This is a genomic window from Streptomyces sp. NPDC044719 (assembly GCF_056433405.1).
In genome coordinates this window covers 294,414-309,832 of the sequence record NZ_JBWKHE010000008.1, presented here as the reverse complement: position 1 = coordinate 309,832, position 15,419 = coordinate 294,414, and the positions used below count along the sequence as shown (strand labels likewise).

At 71.8% G+C, this 15,419-nt stretch carries 15 protein-coding genes; 6 read left to right on the top strand and 9 right to left on the bottom strand.

Annotated elements, in window-relative coordinates; genetic code table 11:
* Nucleotides 1-38: 38 nt before the first annotated feature.
* From AC07DF_RS30850 to AC07DF_RS30830, 5 genes are all read left to right on the top strand, one after another.
* The gene (locus AC07DF_RS30850) at nt 39-1,625 is read left to right on the top strand and encodes an ABC transporter substrate-binding protein (RefSeq protein WP_478978651.1); all 1,587 of its coding nucleotides are present in this window, start codon (nt 39-41) and stop codon (nt 1,623-1,625) included.
* A gap of 20 nt (nt 1,626-1,645) precedes the next feature.
* Nucleotides 1,646-2,614, top strand: a complete 969-nt coding sequence (locus AC07DF_RS30845) for an ABC transporter permease (RefSeq protein WP_478978648.1) — start codon at nt 1,646-1,648, stop codon at nt 2,612-2,614.
* Nucleotides 2,604-3,503: an ABC transporter permease gene (locus AC07DF_RS30840; RefSeq protein ID WP_478978645.1), complete on the top strand. Its 900-nt coding sequence runs from the start codon at nt 2,604-2,606 to the stop codon at nt 3,501-3,503. Before AC07DF_RS30845 ends, AC07DF_RS30840 begins: the two co-directional genes overlap by 11 nt.
* Before the next feature lie 95 nt (nt 3,504-3,598).
* A complete protein-coding gene (locus tag AC07DF_RS30835) occupies nt 3,599-4,525 on the top strand; it encodes an ABC transporter ATP-binding protein (RefSeq protein WP_478979274.1) in 927 nt (308 codons plus the stop codon).
* Entirely contained in the window at nt 4,518-5,171 is a 654-nt protein-coding gene (locus tag AC07DF_RS30830; protein ID WP_478978642.1) for an ABC transporter ATP-binding protein, read from the top strand. Before AC07DF_RS30835 ends, AC07DF_RS30830 begins: the two co-directional genes overlap by 8 nt.
* Nucleotides 5,172-5,177: 6 nt before the next feature.
* Here AC07DF_RS30830 and AC07DF_RS30825 read toward each other — a convergent pair whose 3' ends face one another.
* From AC07DF_RS30825 to AC07DF_RS30795, 7 genes are all read right to left on the bottom strand, one after another.
* A complete protein-coding gene (locus AC07DF_RS30825) occupies nt 5,178-5,489 on the bottom strand; it encodes an ArsR/SmtB family transcription factor (protein WP_478978639.1) in 312 nt (103 codons plus the stop codon).
* A 64-nt stretch (nt 5,490-5,553) separates the two neighbouring features.
* Entirely contained in the window at nt 5,554-5,853 is a 300-nt protein-coding gene (locus AC07DF_RS30820; RefSeq protein ID WP_478978636.1) for a hypothetical protein, read from the bottom strand.
* Nucleotides 5,854-6,004: 151 nt separating this feature from the next.
* The gene (locus AC07DF_RS30815) at nt 6,005-6,769 is read right to left on the bottom strand and encodes a class I SAM-dependent methyltransferase (RefSeq protein ID WP_478978633.1); all 765 of its coding nucleotides are present in this window, start codon (nt 6,767-6,769) and stop codon (nt 6,005-6,007) included.
* 90 nt (nt 6,770-6,859) lie between these two features.
* Nucleotides 6,860-8,056, bottom strand: coding sequence for an aminotransferase class V-fold PLP-dependent enzyme (locus AC07DF_RS30810; protein ID WP_478978631.1), 1,197 nt, complete (start codon nt 8,054-8,056; stop codon nt 6,860-6,862).
* A 5-nt stretch (nt 8,057-8,061) separates the two neighbouring features.
* Entirely contained in the window at nt 8,062-9,381 is a 1,320-nt protein-coding gene (locus AC07DF_RS30805; protein WP_478978628.1) for a pyridoxal-phosphate dependent enzyme, read from the bottom strand.
* Entirely contained in the window at nt 9,378-10,844 is a 1,467-nt protein-coding gene (locus tag AC07DF_RS30800; protein WP_478978625.1) for a Y4yA family PLP-dependent enzyme, read from the bottom strand. The genes AC07DF_RS30805 and AC07DF_RS30800 overlap by 4 nt, the downstream gene beginning before the upstream one ends.
* A gap of 157 nt (nt 10,845-11,001) precedes the next feature.
* Nucleotides 11,002-12,447 carry a serine/threonine-protein kinase gene (locus tag AC07DF_RS30795; protein ID WP_478978622.1) on the bottom strand — a complete coding sequence of 482 codons (1,446 nt, stop codon included), beginning with the start codon at nt 12,445-12,447 and terminating at the stop codon, nt 11,002-11,004.
* Nucleotides 12,448-12,706: 259 nt separating this feature from the next.
* On the opposite strand from AC07DF_RS30795, the gene AC07DF_RS30790 reads away from it, so the two are divergent.
* Nucleotides 12,707-13,339, top strand: a complete 633-nt coding sequence (locus AC07DF_RS30790; protein ID WP_478978619.1) for a hypothetical protein — start codon at nt 12,707-12,709, stop codon at nt 13,337-13,339.
* Nucleotides 13,340-13,353: 14 nt separating this feature from the next.
* On the opposite strand, the gene AC07DF_RS30785 is transcribed toward AC07DF_RS30790, so the two are convergent.
* Together AC07DF_RS30785 and AC07DF_RS30780 are read right to left on the bottom strand one after the other, a co-directional pair.
* Entirely contained in the window at nt 13,354-14,883 is a 1,530-nt protein-coding gene (locus tag AC07DF_RS30785; RefSeq protein WP_478978616.1) for a helix-turn-helix domain-containing protein, read from the bottom strand.
* A gap of 84 nt (nt 14,884-14,967) precedes the next feature.
* Entirely contained in the window at nt 14,968-15,168 is a 201-nt protein-coding gene (locus AC07DF_RS30780) for a DUF4236 domain-containing protein (protein ID WP_033308449.1), read from the bottom strand.
* Nucleotides 15,169-15,419 lie beyond the last annotated feature (251 nt).

The following is a 15,419-nucleotide window of genomic DNA, read 5'->3' as shown; positions in this document are numbered from 1 at the left end:
GCAAGAACTTGACTACAGCAACAACGGGGTGAGGTCATATGTCGACCCGTCGGATACGAGGAGCCGCCGTCACGGCGGCGCTGGCCGCGGCGGTCACCGCCTGCTCGGCCCCGAGCAGCGGCGGCCAGGGCGACGCCAAGTCCGGATCCGTCGTCATCGGGGTGGCTTCCGAGCCGGACACCCTCAGCCCGCTGCTCGGCTACGGCAAGGACGGCAACTCCAAGATTTTCGACGGGCTGCTCGCCCGCGACGCCGACCTGAAGCTGAAGCCCGCGCTGGCGACGGCGCTCCCCGAGATCACCGACGGCGGCCGCACGTACACCTACACGCTGCGCGACGGGGTGGAGTTCAGCGACGGCGAGCCGCTGACGGCCGCCGACGTCGTCTACACGTACCGCACCGTCCTCGACGCCAAGACCAACAACACCTTCAAGAGCGAGCTGGACGCCGTCAAGGAGGTCCGGGCCGGCGGCGACGGCAAGGTCGTCTTCACCCTCAAGTACCCCTACGCCGCCTTCGCCGCCCGCACCGTGCTGCCCATCGTCCCCGAGCACCTCGCCGGCGAGCAGGACCCCAACACTGGCTCCTTCAACACCGAGCCGGTCGGCACCGGCCCCTACGTCCTCTCCAAGTGGAGCAAGGGCGAGAAGCTCACCTTCAGGGCCAACCCCCGCTACTGGGGCGGCAAGCCCAAGGTGCGCGCCTTCACCATGGCGGTCATCGCCGACGACAACGTCCGCGCGACCCGGCTGCGCTCCGGCGACCTCGACGGCGCGGTCCTCCCGCCCAACCTCGCCGCCACGTTCAAGAGCGACGACGGCAGACGCACCTACCAGGCCAGGTCCTACGACTTCCGGGCCGTCACCCTCCCCACCCCGAACAAGGTCACCGGCGACCGCGCGATCCGGCAGGCCCTCGACGCCGCCGTGGACCGCGAGGCCATGGTCGGCAAGATCCTCGACGGCGCCGGCCGCCCGGCCTACGGGCCGCTGCCCGTCGACGACCCCGCCTTCACCAAGGCCGTCGAGCGCTCCCAGGACCTCGGCAAGGCCAGGAAGATCCTGGACGAGGCCGGCTGGAAGCCCGCCGGGGACGGCATCCGGACCAAGGACGGACAGCGGGCGTCCTTCACCCTCCTCTACCCCTCAGGCGACAAGGTCCGCCAGGACCACGCCCTCGCCTACGCCTCCGACGCCAAGAAGGCCGGCATCGAGGTGAAGGCGGAGAGCGCCACCTGGGAAGTCATCGAGCCGCGGATGAAGAACACCGCCGTCCTCGCGGGCTTCGGCAGCACCGGAGACCCCGACTTCGGCCTGTACACCCTGCTGCACTCCTCCCTCGCCGGCGACGGCTTCAACAACATGGCCCGCTACGACAACCCGGCCGTGGACCGCGCCCTCGACAACGGCCGCCGCAGCCAGGACCCGGCGGAGCGCACGGCCGCCTACGACAAGCTCCAGCGCGCCCTGGTCCAGGACCCCGGCTACACCTTCCTCACCCACATCGACCACCTCTACGTCCTGGCCGACCGCTGGCAAGGCCTGAGCACCCAGCTCGAACCGCACGAGCACGGCTTCGCCAGCGGCCCCTGGTGGAACGTCGAGGACTGGCAGCCGAAGAAGTGAACCGACTCCCCTGGGGAGCGATGGCACGGCTGGCGGGGCGGCGGGCGCTGTTCGCCGTCCCCGTCCTGCTCGTCGTCACCTTCGGCGTGTTCGCGATCGCCGCCGCCTCCCCGTTCGACCCCGTCAAGGCGTACGCCGGCACCGCCGCGCTCGGCGCCGACCAGCAGACCCTGGACCGGCTGCGCGAGAACCTCGCCGCGGACCAGCCCTTCGCCGCCCGCTGGTGGCAGTGGCTGACCTCCGCGCTCACCGGCGACCTCGGCCACTCCAGCGTGCTGCGGCAGCCCGTCGCCCAGGTGATCGGCGAACGGCTCGTGTGGTCCTCGCTGCTGTGCGCGGTCGCCTTCGCCGCCGCCGTGCTGGTGGGCACGGTCCTCGGCGTGCTCGCCGCCCGCCGTCCCGGGTCGCTCCTCGACCGGGCCGTCACCTCCCTCGCCTACACCCTGGAGGCGGCCCCGGTCTTCTGGATCGCCCTGCTCGCCGTCTGGCTGTTCGCCCTCCAGTGGGACGTCCTCCCGGCGGGCGGCCTGACGGACACGGCCAGCGAACAGATCACGGCGGGACAGGTCGCGAGCCATCTCGTCCTGCCGGCCGGTGTCCTCGCGGTCTCCCAACTGCCCTGGTTCACGCTCTACGTCCGCCAGGGCGTCGGCGACGCCCTCGCGGAGGACCCGGTACGCGGCGCCCGCGCACGCGGCCTGAGCGAACGCACCGTCCTGCTCGGCCACGCCCTGCGCTCCGGAGTGCTGCCGGTGCTCACCCTGATCGGCTCCCGCGTGCCCGAACTCATCACCGGAGCCCTGCTGGTGGAGAGCGTCTTCAGCTGGCCGGGCATCGCCGCCGCCACCGTCGAGGCGGCCACCGCCGTCGACTTCCCGCTGCTCGCCGCCCTGACGACCCTGGCCACGGTCGCCGTCCTCGCCGGGAACCTGCTCGCCGACCTGCTCTACGGACTGTTCGACCCGAGGGTGAAGCTCAGTGACATGTGACGCACCGGCGCCCGCCAGCGCCCCAGCCGAGACCGAGTGGCGCTCGCACGGCCCCAAACGCCGCTCCACCCGCACGCTGCGCGTGCGCACGTCCGCCGTCCTGGTGGGCGCGACCGTCCTCGCCGTGCTGCTCGTACCGCCGCTGGTCCAGCTCGACCAGCAGGCCGTCGACCTGGCCGCCAAGCTCCGGCCGCCGTCCTGGTCCCACCCCTTCGGCACCGACGACGTCGGCCGCGACCTGCTGCTGCGCTGCGTCTACGGCCTGCGCGTCTCGCTGCTCGTCGGAGTGGCGGCGGCGCTGACGGCGACGGTGGTCGGCACGGCCGTCGGTGCGGCCGCCGGAGCGCTCGGCGGCTGGGCCGACCGGGCCCTGATGCGGGTCGTCGACGCGTTCTCCTCCGTGCCGCACCTGCTGCTCGGCATCTTCATCGTCGCGATGTTCCGCCCCGGTGTCTGGCCGGTGGTCGTCTCCGTCGCGCTCACCCACTGGCTGTCCACCGCGCGGATCGTCCGCGCCGAGGTGCTGTCCCTGCGGTCCAGGCCGTACGTCGACGCCGCGGTCTCCGGCGGGGCGTCCCGGTGGCGGGTGACGGTACGGCATCTGCTGCCCGCCGTCCTTCCCCAAGCCGCCCTGGCCGCAGTACTGATGGTGCCGCACGCCATGTGGCACGAGTCGGCGCTGTCCTTCCTCGGGCTCGGGCTGCCCACCCACACGGCGAGCCTCGGCACCCTGATCCAGACGGCCCGCGGCTCCCTGCTCGCCGGACAGTGGTGGCCGACCCTGTTCCCGGGCCTGTTCCTCATCGTCCCCACCCTCGCGATCGCCGGCCTCGCCGGAGCCTGGCGGGAGCAAATCCATCCCCGCCACCGATCGGAGCTGATGCTGTGAGCACCGGAGTCGAGACCGGCCCGGGCGAAGTCGCCGCGGGGCCGGCCGGAGACGAGCCCGTGCTGTCGGTGCGTGGCCTCTCCGTGCGGTTCCTCATGCCCGGTGGGCGACGTGTCGCCGCCGTCACCGACGCCCGGTTCGACGTGGCGGCCGGTGAGTGCCTGGCCCTGATCGGGGAGAGCGGCTGCGGCAAGTCCGTGCTGGCCTCCGCCCTGCTCGGTCTGCTCCCCGGCAACGCGCAGACCGCCGGAGCGGCTCACCTCGGCGACCTGGACCTGCTCGCGGCCGACGAGCGGACCCTCGCCCGCACCGTACGGGGCCGGCTCATCGGCCTCGTACCGCAGAGCCCGGCCGCCCACCTCACCCCCGTGCGCACCGTCCGCTCCCAACTGGAGGAAACGGTCGCCGCGTTGACCGCGACCCGGGGACGCGCCGCCCTGCGCGCCGCCGCGGAGGCCGCCGCCGAACGGGCCGCGTTCCCCGCGGACCACCTGGACCGCCACCCCCACCAGCTCTCCGGAGGCCTGGCCCAGCGCGCCGCCACCGCCCTCGCCCTCGTCGGCGACGCGCCCCTGCTGCTCGCCGACGAACCGACCACCGGGCTCGACCGCGACCTGGTGGACCGTACGGTCGACGAACTGCGGCGGCACGTCGACGAGCCGGGGGAGGCGGGCGGCCGGGGACGGGGCCTGCTGATGATCACCCATGACCTGGCGGCCGCCGAGCGCGTCGCCGACCGGGTCGCCGTGATGTACGCGGGCCGGATCGTCGAACTGGCCGCCGCCGCGGACTTCTTCGGCTCACCGGGGCCCCGCCACCCCTACAGCCGAGGCCTGCTCCAGGCCCTCCCCGACCGCGCCTTCACGGCCATCCCCGGAATGCCGCCCGAACTCGGCGACCTCCCCGACGGCTGCGCCTTCGCCGCCCGCTGCGACCGGGCCACCGGCACCTGTGCCGCCCCGCCGCCCCCGGGCGCGGTCGCCTGCCACCACCCGCACATGCCGGAGGACGCCCGTGCTTGAACTGCGCTCCATCACCGCCGGATACACCAGGAACGCGCCGGTGGTCCGGGACGTCTCCCTGACCGTGGCACCGGGCGAGTCCGTCGGCCTGCTCGGCCCGAGCGGCTGCGGCAAGTCCACCCTGGCGCGTGTCGCGGCCCTGCTGCACCGGCCCGACTCCGGAACCCTCGTCCTCGACGGCGAGCCCGTACGGCACTGGCGCCACCGCGCGCCGCGCGCCCTGCGCACCGCCTTCGGGGTCGTCTTCCAGCAGGCCAGACTCTCCGCCGATCCCCGGCTGCCGCTCTCCGACCTGATCGCCGAACCCCTGCGCGCCACCGGCCGCGGCAGGGAAATTCCGGACCGAGTGGCCGAGTTGGCCCCCGTCGTCGGCCTCACCCCGGACCTGCTCACCCGACGGCCGCACGAGGTCAGCGACGGTCAGCTGCAACGCGCCTGCCTCGCCCGCGCCCTCGTGCTGCGCCCGCGCCTGCTGGTGTGCGACGAGATGACCGCCATGCTCGACGCCTCCACCGCCGCCGCCCTGGTCGCGGCCGTGGAGGACTACCGGGCCGCGACCGGCGCCGCGCTGCTGGCCGTCGGTCACGACCGCACGCTGCTCGGGCGCTGGTGCGAGCGCACGGTCGACTGGGACGGCCTGTCCTGAGAGGCGCTACTCCTGGGCGTGCCGGATGGCGTCCAGCACGATGTGCGCCACGTGGTCGTCGGCAAGGGTGTACCGCGTCTCGCGGGCCTGACGCCGGGCGGTGACGATCCGGGAGGTGCGCAGCACCCTCAAGTGCTGGGACACCAGGGGCTGGCTGACCCCCAGGGCGGTCACCAGTTCGTGGACGTACTTCCCGCCCGCGGACAGTTCCCGCACGATGCCCAGCCGTACGGGCGAGGCCAGCGCGCGCAGCAGCTCGCTGGCCGCCTGCAGGATCCGGTCCGGCTCGTCCGTCGGGGGAGAGGGCGTCGTTGTCATATGCATACATTAGCATATGACAACGATTCCCGATTCGGCGGGACGGTCGCCGTGGGTGGTCCCGTCAGTGGTCGTCCCAGTGTCCCTCGTGGGCGGCGTGACGGTGACCGTCGTGCACGTAGTCGGTGTGGTCGTCGTGACGTACGGCCAGATGGCCGCAGTCGTCGCCGTGCTGGTGGTCGTGGTTCTGGTGCACCGTGTGGCTGCCGTTCGCGCACTCGTCGACGTGACCCTCGTGCATCCGGTGGATGTGGCCGTCGTGGGCGTAGTCGGTGTGGTCGCCATGGGCGAAGGCGACGTGCCCGCAGTCGTCGCCGTGGGCGTGCGCGTGGTCGTCGTGGGTGATGTGCTCGGCAGTGGTCATGGGGGTGGCTCCTTGCGTGCGCTGGCTGCCGCCCGTGATGTTCGAGGCGGGGCGGTATGGCGACATTAACATATAGCGATTCCTGCATGTATTGTCCGGGCGCCCCTTCCCGCCCGCCACCCGACGGGGTGCGAAGGGGTGATGCTCCTGGCTAGCGGATCGCCACGACCACGCAACTGTCGCCGTACTGCCAGACCGGCCCCGCCGTGCCGAACCCCGCCTGCCGCAACAGCTTCAGGTGGGCGGGCAGGGGCAGCTCCGCCGGGCGGCCGCTGCCGGCGGGCCCCTCGCGGCGGCGGCGCTCCGCGAGGAGGTCGGTCAGCTCGGGGTCGCGGGAGAGGGCGGACCACCAGGATCCCCAGTCCTCATGGGCGAACACCCGCTGCCGGTCGGCCCGGCACCGCCCGACATGGGCGGCGATCCCGGCCGGGCCGGCGGCGTCCTGGGGGAGATGGTCGCCGTTGACGAGGACGCCCCCGGGCCGCAGCAGCGAGGCGAGCTGCCGGTAGACGCGCAGCAGGGTGTCGCGGTCGAGGTAGTGCAGGGCCGTCGTGGAGACGGCCGCGTCCAGGGGCCGGTCCAGGCCCAGCTCTCCGGTCCAGCCGGGTGCGCCGATCTCCGCGTCGACATAGCGGGCCGCGTCCGGATGGTGGGTCCGGCCCAGCTCCAGCAGAACGGGGTCCCGGTCCACGGCCACGACCTCCGCGTCCGGCAGCCGCCGGACCAGCCGGGCCGCCAGGGAGCCGGGCCCGCAGCCCAGATCGACGACGAGGGGCCGGTGCCCGTGCCCCGCCGTGACGTGCTCGACGACATCGGCGATCACCGTGAACCGCTCCTCGCGGTCGACGGCGTACCGCTGCTGCTGGAGCTCCCAGCGCTTCACCCACCGCTCCGCCGTCGCCAGACTCAGCCCCATCCGGACGCGCCACCTCGCCGTCTCGCACCTGACTCCTGCCGGCCCGAGCCTACAGGTGGAAACGGTTCTCATTACGCACAGCGGGCGGAGTCACGGGAGCGAGGCAAGGACGGTCAGCAGCCGGTCGATCTCCTCCACGGTGTTGTACACATGCAGACTCACTCGCACCGAACCGGTCTTCTCACCCCCGTCGCCCTGGCAGTGATGGTCGGAGCGGACCATGAATCCGTGGCTGAAGAGGATGAAGCCCAGGTCGCCCGAGTCGATGGCGCGATGCCGCAGGGTCACGATGCTCTGGCGCCGCTGCACGGTCGAGTCCGCCGCCAGGCTGAGCGGGCAGCCGAGGATCTCGTAGGCGTCCAGCCGGCGCAGCCCGTCGGTGAGCCGGGCCGCGAGGGCGACGGTCCACCGCTCGATGCGCTCCACACCGGCGGAGTCCAGCCAGTCCAGGGCCGCTTCGAGCGAGGCGACGCCCACGGTGTTCGGAGTGCCGCTCCACCCGCCGGGCGTGAACGCGGGGCCGCGCGCCTGCCGGGCCCACACCGCCCCGGACCCCGGCAGGGCCAGCGCCTTGTGACCGGAGAAGACCACGAAGTCGACGTCCAAGTCACCCACGGACACCGGAAGATGCCCGACGCTCTGGGCCGCGTCCAGACAGATGACGGCGTCCGGTCCGACCGCCTCGCGGATCCGGTGCACGTTCATGTCGCCGCCGTACACGTGGTGGACATGGGTCGTGGCGACGAACCGGGTGCGCGGCCCGGCCCGTTCGGCCAGCGCCGTGTGGTCGTAGTCCCCGGAACCGCTCTGGTACGGCATCGGCAGCACCCGGACGTGCACACCCTCCCGGGCGAGCAGCCGCTGGGCCTCCAGCCAGGGCGCGATGTTGGCCTGGTGGTCGGCGTCGGGTACGACGATCTCGTCGCCGTCGCGCAGAAAGCCCGGCAGCCAGTCGCGGGCGATCGTCCGCAGCCCCTCGGTCGTGCCGCTGGTGAAGTGGACGGCTGATCGCTCGGGTCGATCGTCGACGAGGAACCGGGCGACGCGCTCGCGGGTCCGCTCCACCAGCTCCGTGGTCCGGTTGGCCCAGGTGTAGGTGCCGCGCGCGGAGTTGGCGTTGCTGGTGGTGAGGTACGTCTGCACGGCGTCCAGGACGGCCTGCGGCTTCTGTGCCGTGGCCGCGCTGTCCAGGTACGCCAGCTCGGGGTGCCCGGTGACGATGGGGAACTGGGCGCGCAGCGCCTGCTGCCACTGGCCCAGGTCCTCGCGGGTGATCGGTGCGGTCATGGCCGTCAGTCCCGCACCAGGGGCGCGCCCGCGTCCCGCCAGGCGATGATGCCGCCGGTCAGGCTGCGGACGTCGGTATGCCCCATCCGGGCCAGCAGCGCCGCGTACCGCGCGGACTGCTCGCCCACCGGACACGCCAGCAGCACCGGTCGGCTCCGGCTGAACGGCAGGCCGCCCCGCAGGAGTTCGGCGAACAGCTCGTCGACGATGTTCACCGACCCGTCGATGTGCAGCGCCGCGTACGCGAACGGACTGCGCAGGTCGACCACGAGCGGCCGGTCGGTCTCGATCCAGCGCCGGGCGTCGGCCACGGAGATCGAAGGCGCCCCGCGCACCTCGGCCTCGGACAGGTCGGCCGGGGAGTTCTTCCGGGCCGGCCGGCCCAGCAGGTCGGGCCGCCGCTGACGGACGTAGCTCAGATAGCTCTCGACCCGGTCGCAGACGATGAACACCGCCGTCCGGCGCTCGCCCGACTCCTCGTCGAGGGCACGCAGATGGCGGACCGCGCCGAAGTAGGCGGCCCCTCCGGTCGGGCCGCCCAGGATGCCGCAGCGGCGGTTCAGGGTCAGCATCCCCTCGATGGCCTCGTCGGCGGTCACCGACTCCATCGTGTCGTAGGTCTCCGGGTCGAACAGGCCGACCTCCTGCACCTCGTCGATCGTGCGGATGCCGGGGATGAAGTCGGACTTGGCAGCGACCAGCCCGACCACCCGCACCGAGGGGTCCTCCTCCCGCAGCGCGCGGGCCACGCCGGTCGAGGAACCGGCCGTGCCCACACACGCGACGAACCAGTCCGGCACCCGGCCGTCCAGGTCCTTGACGATCTCCGGGCCGGTTCCGGTCAGATGGGCCTCGGTGTTGCGTGGGTTGAAGTACTGGTCGGTGTGCAGATAGGCGCTGCCGGAGGCGGACAGCGTCCGGTGGAAGAGGGTCAGCGGATCGTCCGTCGCGGTCGGGTCCAGACACTCGCTCTGCCCCGGCAGCTCCTCGATCTCCGCGCCGAGCAACAGCAGAAGGTCCTTGATCTCCGGTACCCGCATCCGGTTGGTGACGCTCTTGAAGCCCAGTCCGTGCATGCCCGCGACGACCGCAAGCGCCTTCGCCGTGTTACCGCTGGACAACTCCACCACCTGGCTGCCGTGTTCGACCGCCTCGGGGAGCAGCGGGCGGGCCATGCTCCAGGCCGCCCGGTCCTTGACCGACCCCCAGGGGTTGAGCATCTCCAGCTTGGCGAACAGGTCGATGTTCCGCAGTCCGTGCACGGCCGGGTCCAGCCGCACCAGCGGGGTGTTGCCTATCGCCTCCGTGATGCTGTCGTACCTCACTGGGCTCCCCCCGAGGGCGTGATCGGCCAGAACTGGTCGTCGAGGCACCAGCGCCACCCGTCGCCGTCCTGCCAGGCGGCGACCTTGCGGGCGGCGGGCTGGTGCTGGGCGCGGGTGGCGTGGAAATCCATGGCGTACCCGGCGGTGTTGGCGAACGCCATGAGGTCGCCGGGGATCGGACGGCGGGGCAGGAACACCGTGCGCCGGGTGATCAGGTCGGTCTCCAGGCACAGGCTGCCGAAGAGGTGCACGGCGACGGGCCCCTCGCCCGGCCCCGCCCCCCTTCCGGGGACGACGACCGGGTCCATCAGCACTCCGTGGTCCTCCAGGGCGATGTCGTCCGCCTTCGCTGCCAGCCGCACGAGCAGTTCCCCGCCGGCCTCCTGCTCGCGGACCTCCAGCACCTTCGCCAGCGTCAGCCCGCACTGGTCCAGCAGCGCCCGGCCCGGCTCGGTGTGCAGGTCGTACAGGTGCTCCAGCAGCAGCCCGGCCAGCGGACGGCCGCCCAGGGAGGCGGCGGGCTGAGCCAGCAGTTCGTCCAGGTAGGCCGCGCCGGCGACCGGCCGGTGGGCGGGGTAGAGGCCGAGCGTGCCGCGCAGGGTGCCGGACTCGTTCCGCAGCCCGTAGCCGTGCCCGCCCCAGGTCAGGGGCGGGCGGCGGCCCAGGACGGCGGAGGTGAGGGCGGTCGTGTACGCCTCCCACTGCTCCCGCTCGGCGAGGTAGTCGACCCCGAACCCGCCGCCGACGTCCAGGGCCCGAGGCCTGAGTCCCCGGCTCCGGCACGCCTCCAGAGCGGCCAGGCACCCTTCGAGGGCGGTCGCCTTCTCCGCGACGCTGGTGGTGTCCAGATGGAAGGCCGCGCCCGTGAGCTCCACCGCGTCACCGTGCCGCTCGACCGCCTCCAGCAGCGGCTCCAACTCCCGTACGGGCGTGCCGAACCGGCTGCGCCGGCTCAGCACTCTCACCCCCGGCGTCTCGAACCCCGAAAGCCGCAGCAGGACCCGCACCGGCGTGAGCGCGTGCTTGCGCACCAGTGCGCCGAGCTGGTCGAGCTCGCCGGCTCCGTCGACGCTGACCGTGACCCCCGCCCGGGCCGCGAGCCACAGGAACTCGGGGTTCTTCGGCCCGGTGGCCGTGATCCGGTCGGCGGTGAAACCGGCACCGAGCGCGTGCTGTAACTCGCCCAGCGACGCGACGTCCACGCCCGCGTCCGTGGCGGCCAGGCGGCGCAGCAGCGCGCTGGACCGGTTGGCCTTGTGGGCGTAGAAGACCTGGCCCGCCAGATGGTGCGCGCGGTACACGGACCGGAAGCGCTCCAGGTTCTCGGCGATCTGGTCCGGCACCACGACGTGCAGCGGTGAACCGAGCGCGTCGATGAGCGAGTGCAATGTCCCGGTCGCCGCCACGAGCGACCTCAGCCGTGGTTCCAGCCGTGGTTCGAGAAACAAGGGCCGTCCGTCCATGCGCGCTCCCTCCCCTGAAGCCGCTGCGCCCGGCATCCGGGCACGTCGGACACTCCCCGCGTTTCGCCGTATAGCCCATATCCATTCTTCGGTCGCTTTACGCCCTGAAAGGCCCGGTCCTGTCCGGTCGCCGGTGTGAAGCGGATCACGGACTTCTTCAGTTTGTCCGGAAGCCGTCCCTGACATGGTCGAAGACGGGGCGATGGGTGTCCCAGTCCGCCTCGGGCGCCGAGAGGTAGATGTCGTACTCGCGTTCGCCCTCACGGCCGTAGCCGAGATCGATGGCCCGGAACGGGCGGGCCCGGCCCTGGAAGGTGAACTCCCATATCGCGGCCGGCTGTTCGCGGAAGGTCGTCCGCTCCATGCGCAGCCGGCGGTACGTGGAGTAGTTGAGCTTCGTGTTCGCCTCGATGTCGGCGAAGTGGCCGGCCGGGTTCGGCCCTGCCGGGGCGACTGTGCCGATGGTGATGCCGGCGAGGCCGGTGGGGTCGGCGTAGGTGACCTGTTCCGCGGTGCGGGTGCGGGCGGTCCAGTCGTCCGGGATGGGGAAGGAGACGCCGAGCTTCTTCTCGTGGGCGAGGTGGTAGCCCTGGGGGACGGGGCTGGGTGTGGCGGTGGGTCGGCTTGTGGTTTTGCGTGGTTTGTCGGCTTGGGGTGGGTTTGCTGCGTAGAGGGTGGCGGCCACGGCGAGGGTGGCGGTGAGTGCGGCAGCGATGGTGGTGACGCGGCGACGACGGCGGGTGCGGGCTCGTTGGGGCTGGTCGCGCAGTTCCCCGCGCCCCTTCAGGGCGTCCACTGCTGTCCGTAGGGAGTGTTCTGTCTCCTCCGCCGACGGGCGTTCCTCCGGCTCCCTGGCCAGGAGGGACTCTATGAGTGGGCCGAGGGGGCCGGCCTGGGCCGGTGGGGTCACGGGGTCCGTGGCGATGGCGTAAGCCGTCTCCATGGCCGTGGGGCGGCGGAAGGGGGTGCGGCCCTCCGTCGCCTGGTACAGCGTCGCGCCCAGGGCCCACAGGTCCGAGGCCGGGCCGGGGGTGAGGCCCCTGACGCGTTCCGGGGCCATGTAGTCGATGGAGCCGACCATCTCGCCGGGTCTGGTCAGGGTGGGGGAGCCGGCCGTGGTGGCGATGCCGAAGTCGGTGAGCACGACCCGGTCGCCCGCGCCGAGCAGCACGTTGCCGGGCTTGACGTCGCGGTGCAGGATACCGGCCTCGTGCGCGGCTCGCAGGGCGGACACCATGGCCAGGCCGATCCGGGCCGCCTCGTGGGGCGGGAGGGTGTGGCCGTCCCGGAGGAGGTCGGCGAGGGTGTGGCCGGGGACGTACTCCATGACGACGCAGGGCCTGCCCTCGTCCTCCACGACGTCGTGCACGACGATCACGTTGGGGTGGACGATACGCGCGGCGCTGCGCGCCTCACGGCGCATGCGCTCGTCGCGCGTGCCGAGTTCGTCGGCCGACAGGTGCGGCTGCTCGTGCAGCCGCTTCAGTGCGACCCGGCGCCCCAGCACCTCGTCGTCGGCCAGCCACACCGTGCCCATGCCGCCCCGGCCGATCCGCTCGGCGAGCCGATAACGCCCGGCGACGAGTCGCCCCTGCTCCGACACCGTGCGCCCTCCGCCACATTGTCCGTGTTGGGCACCTTGATGCGCCCTGGTCACCATAACTGCCGACCCTGGGTGGACCTGGGTGGGGAGTGAGAGGGATCACGGAGGCCTCTCGTATGTAGCGCGCCGGTGACATTCGGGACGGATCCGTAGCGGGCGGGCAGGGCAACGTGTGTGGGCGGTGACGGGTCGTAGGGGGTGCAAGGGCTGAAGCCCGCGCATTCGACAAGAAGACAACCAAGAAAATCATGGGGGAAACATGGGGAAGACCGTGCAGATCCGGGCCCGAGGCATCCGTACCACCGTGGCCGCGCTGGCGGCCGTGGCCGGTGTCGCCACGGTGGCCGTACCGGCCTCCGCCGCCACCGCGCCGGCCTCCGCCACGCCCCGGTTCCTGGAGCCGGCCGAACTGCCGCCGCACCCGACCTCGCCCTGGTACGCCGGACCCGTCACGGCCGGTCAGCCCGACCCGCTGCCGGTCTGCGTGGGCGAGGCCCTGCCGTCGATCGCGAGCCACCGTTCCTACGGGACCGAGTTCGACACCAACGCCCAGCAGATCACGGTCGTGGAGCGCACGGAACAGCGCGCCAAGGACTTCGCGGCGCTGCTGCGCAAGGACATCACCGGCTGCGCGAAGAAGCTGATGGAGCAGGACCCCGACCTGACGGCGACGCAGAAGTCCTACGGGCGGCTGAACGTCGAGGAGGGCGCCCATGTCTACGGCCTCCACACCGCCTCGGCGTGGGGCTCCTCCGACATCGGCCTGTTCTCGGTCGGCCGCGACGGCCGGACCGTGACGGTCGTCCTGTGGGGCCAGATGGGCAACTTCCAGCACGCCCAGGTGGCCGACTTCAAGACGACCACCGTCACGGCCGTGAACAAGCTGTACTGACCGCCCCGGCGGTCTCAGATGTCCCGGAACGTCTCGATCTGCGCCCCGATCGAGTTCAGCCGCTCCGCCAGGTCCTCGTAACCCCGGTTGATGACGTACACGTTGCGCAGCACCGATGTGCCCTCGGCCGCCATCATCGCCAGGAGGACGACCACTGCGGGGCGCAGGGCGGGCGGGCACATCATCTCGGCGGCGCGCCAGCGGGTGGGGCCCTCGACCAGGACGCGGTGGGGGTCCAGGAGCTGGAGGCGGCCGCCGAGGCGGTTGAGGTCGGTGAGGTAGATCGCGCGGTTGTCGTAGACCCAGTCGTGGATGAGGGTCTTGCCCTGGGCGACGGCCGCGATGGCCGCGAAGAACGGGACGTTGTCGATGTTCAGGCCGGGGAACGGCATGGGGTGGATCTTGTCGATCGGCGCCTCCAGCTTGGAGGGCCGGACGGTGAGGTCCACCAGCCGGGTGCGGCCGTTGTCGGCGAAGTACTCGGGCGTGCGGTCGTGGTCGAGGCCCATCTCCTCGAGCACGGCCAGCTCGATCTCCAGGAACTCGATCGGCACCCGGCGCACCGTCAGCTGCGACTCGGTGACGACGGCCGCGGCGACCAGGCTCATCGCCTCGACCGGGTCCTCGGAGGGGGAGTAGTCCACGTCCACGTCGATGGTGGGCACGCCGTGCACGGTGAGCGTGGTCGTGCCGATGCCGTCGACCTTGACGCCGAGGGCCTCCAGGAAGAAGCACAGGTCCTGGACCATGTAGTTGGACGAGGCGTTGCGGATGACGGTGGTGCCGTCGTGCCGGGCGGCGGCGAGCAGCGCGTTCTCGGTGACCGTGTCGCCCCGCTCGGTCAGCACGATCGGACGGTCGGGGCGGACCGAGCGGTCCACCATGCCGTGGTACTGGCCCTCGGTCGCGGCGATGTCGAGACCGAACCGGCGCAGCGCGATCATGTGCGGCTCGACCGTGCGCGTGCCGAGGTCGCAGCCGCCGGCGTACGGCAGCTTGAAGTGGTCCATGCGGTGCAGCAGCGGGCCGAGGAACATGATGATCGAGCGGGTGCGGCGGGCCGCGTCCGCGTCGATCGCCGCCAGGTCCAGCTCGGCCGGTGGCACGATCTCCAGGTCGACGCCGTCGTTGATCCACCGGGTGCGGACGCCGATGGAGCCCAGGACCTCCAGGAGGCGGTAGACCTCCTCGATGCGGGCGACGCGGCGCAGCACCGTGCGCCCCTGGTTGAGCAGTGAGGCGCACAGCAGCGCCACGCACGCGTTCTTGCTCGTCTTCACGTCGATGGCGCCGGACAGCCGGCGCCCGCCGACCACCCGCAGATGCATCGGACCGGCGTAGCCGAGCGACACGATCTCGCTGTCGAGGGCCTCCCCGATGCGCGCGATCATCTCAAGGCTGATGTTCTGGTTGCCGCGCTCGATCCGGTTGACGGCGCTCTGGCTGGTTCCGAGCGCCTCGGCCAGCTGCGACTGAGTCCAGCCCCGGTGCTGCCGGGCGTCACGGATGAGCTTGCCGATACGTACGAGGTAGTCGTCTGCCATGAGGTTGAGGTTATCTCAGATATGAGATGGTGCCCGAGTGGGGGGTCCATTCGGGTGACGGGGTGTCAATCCCGCCTGGTGGCGTCAGTGCCGCCGTGCCTTCGTGGTGCGCCGCCATCCGAAAGGCCCGGGCAGATCCATCGATGTCGTACGGCGTCCTGTGCTGCTGCGGGTGTACCGCGGGCCGTTCTTTCCGCCGCCGGTGGTGATGGACCAGGAGCGCTTGTTGATGTTCAGTCGCACCCCCGGAAGGATCCGGAAACTCTTGCGGAACGTGAGCGGCATGCCTGTCTCCCTTCCGTTCGTGGCGTGGATACCTCGTTCGGATACCCCGGGAAGGGGTGTGCATGACCGCATGACGGGTGCCGGGGCATGACCATCCGGCCCTCGTGTATTAGAGTTATCTCGACATCGAGATATCTGCCGAGGTGCACCGCAGCCGCGCGGCGCCACCGGTCCGGTGGTAAGGGCTACCTAACTTAGCCTTACCTTAGCGGATCGGCCAAGTAGTCGTGGCGGCAGGATCGTGGTGGTAC

Bases quoted from the DNA above. Each gene is read 5' to 3' on its own strand.
- AC07DF_RS30820 (WP_478978636.1), bottom strand. From the start codon at position 5,853: ATGACCACTGCCGAGCACATCACCCACGACGACCACGCGCACGCCCAC.
- AC07DF_RS30800 (WP_478978625.1), bottom strand. From the start codon at position 10,844: ATGGACGGACGGCCCTTGTTTCTCGAACCACGGCTGGAACCACGGCTG.
- AC07DF_RS30790 (WP_478978619.1), top strand. From the start codon at position 12,707: ATGGGGAAGACCGTGCAGATCCGGGCCCGAGGCATCCGTACCACCGTG.
- AC07DF_RS30810 (WP_478978631.1), bottom strand. From the start codon at position 8,056: ATGACCGCACCGATCACCCGCGAGGACCTGGGCCAGTGGCAGCAGGCG.
- AC07DF_RS30845 (WP_478978648.1), top strand. From the start codon at position 1,646: ATGGCACGGCTGGCGGGGCGGCGGGCGCTGTTCGCCGTCCCCGTCCTG.
- AC07DF_RS30850 (WP_478978651.1), top strand. From the start codon at position 39: ATGTCGACCCGTCGGATACGAGGAGCCGCCGTCACGGCGGCGCTGGCC.
- AC07DF_RS30815 (WP_478978633.1), bottom strand. From the start codon at position 6,769: ATGGGGCTGAGTCTGGCGACGGCGGAGCGGTGGGTGAAGCGCTGGGAG.
- AC07DF_RS30785 (WP_478978616.1), bottom strand. From the start codon at position 14,883: ATGGCAGACGACTACCTCGTACGTATCGGCAAGCTCATCCGTGACGCC.
- AC07DF_RS30835 (WP_478979274.1), top strand. From the start codon at position 3,599: ATGCCCGGTGGGCGACGTGTCGCCGCCGTCACCGACGCCCGGTTCGAC.
- AC07DF_RS30825 (WP_478978639.1), bottom strand. From the start codon at position 5,489: ATGACAACGACGCCCTCTCCCCCGACGGACGAGCCGGACCGGATCCTG.
- AC07DF_RS30780 (WP_033308449.1), bottom strand. From the start codon at position 15,168: ATGCCGCTCACGTTCCGCAAGAGTTTCCGGATCCTTCCGGGGGTGCGA.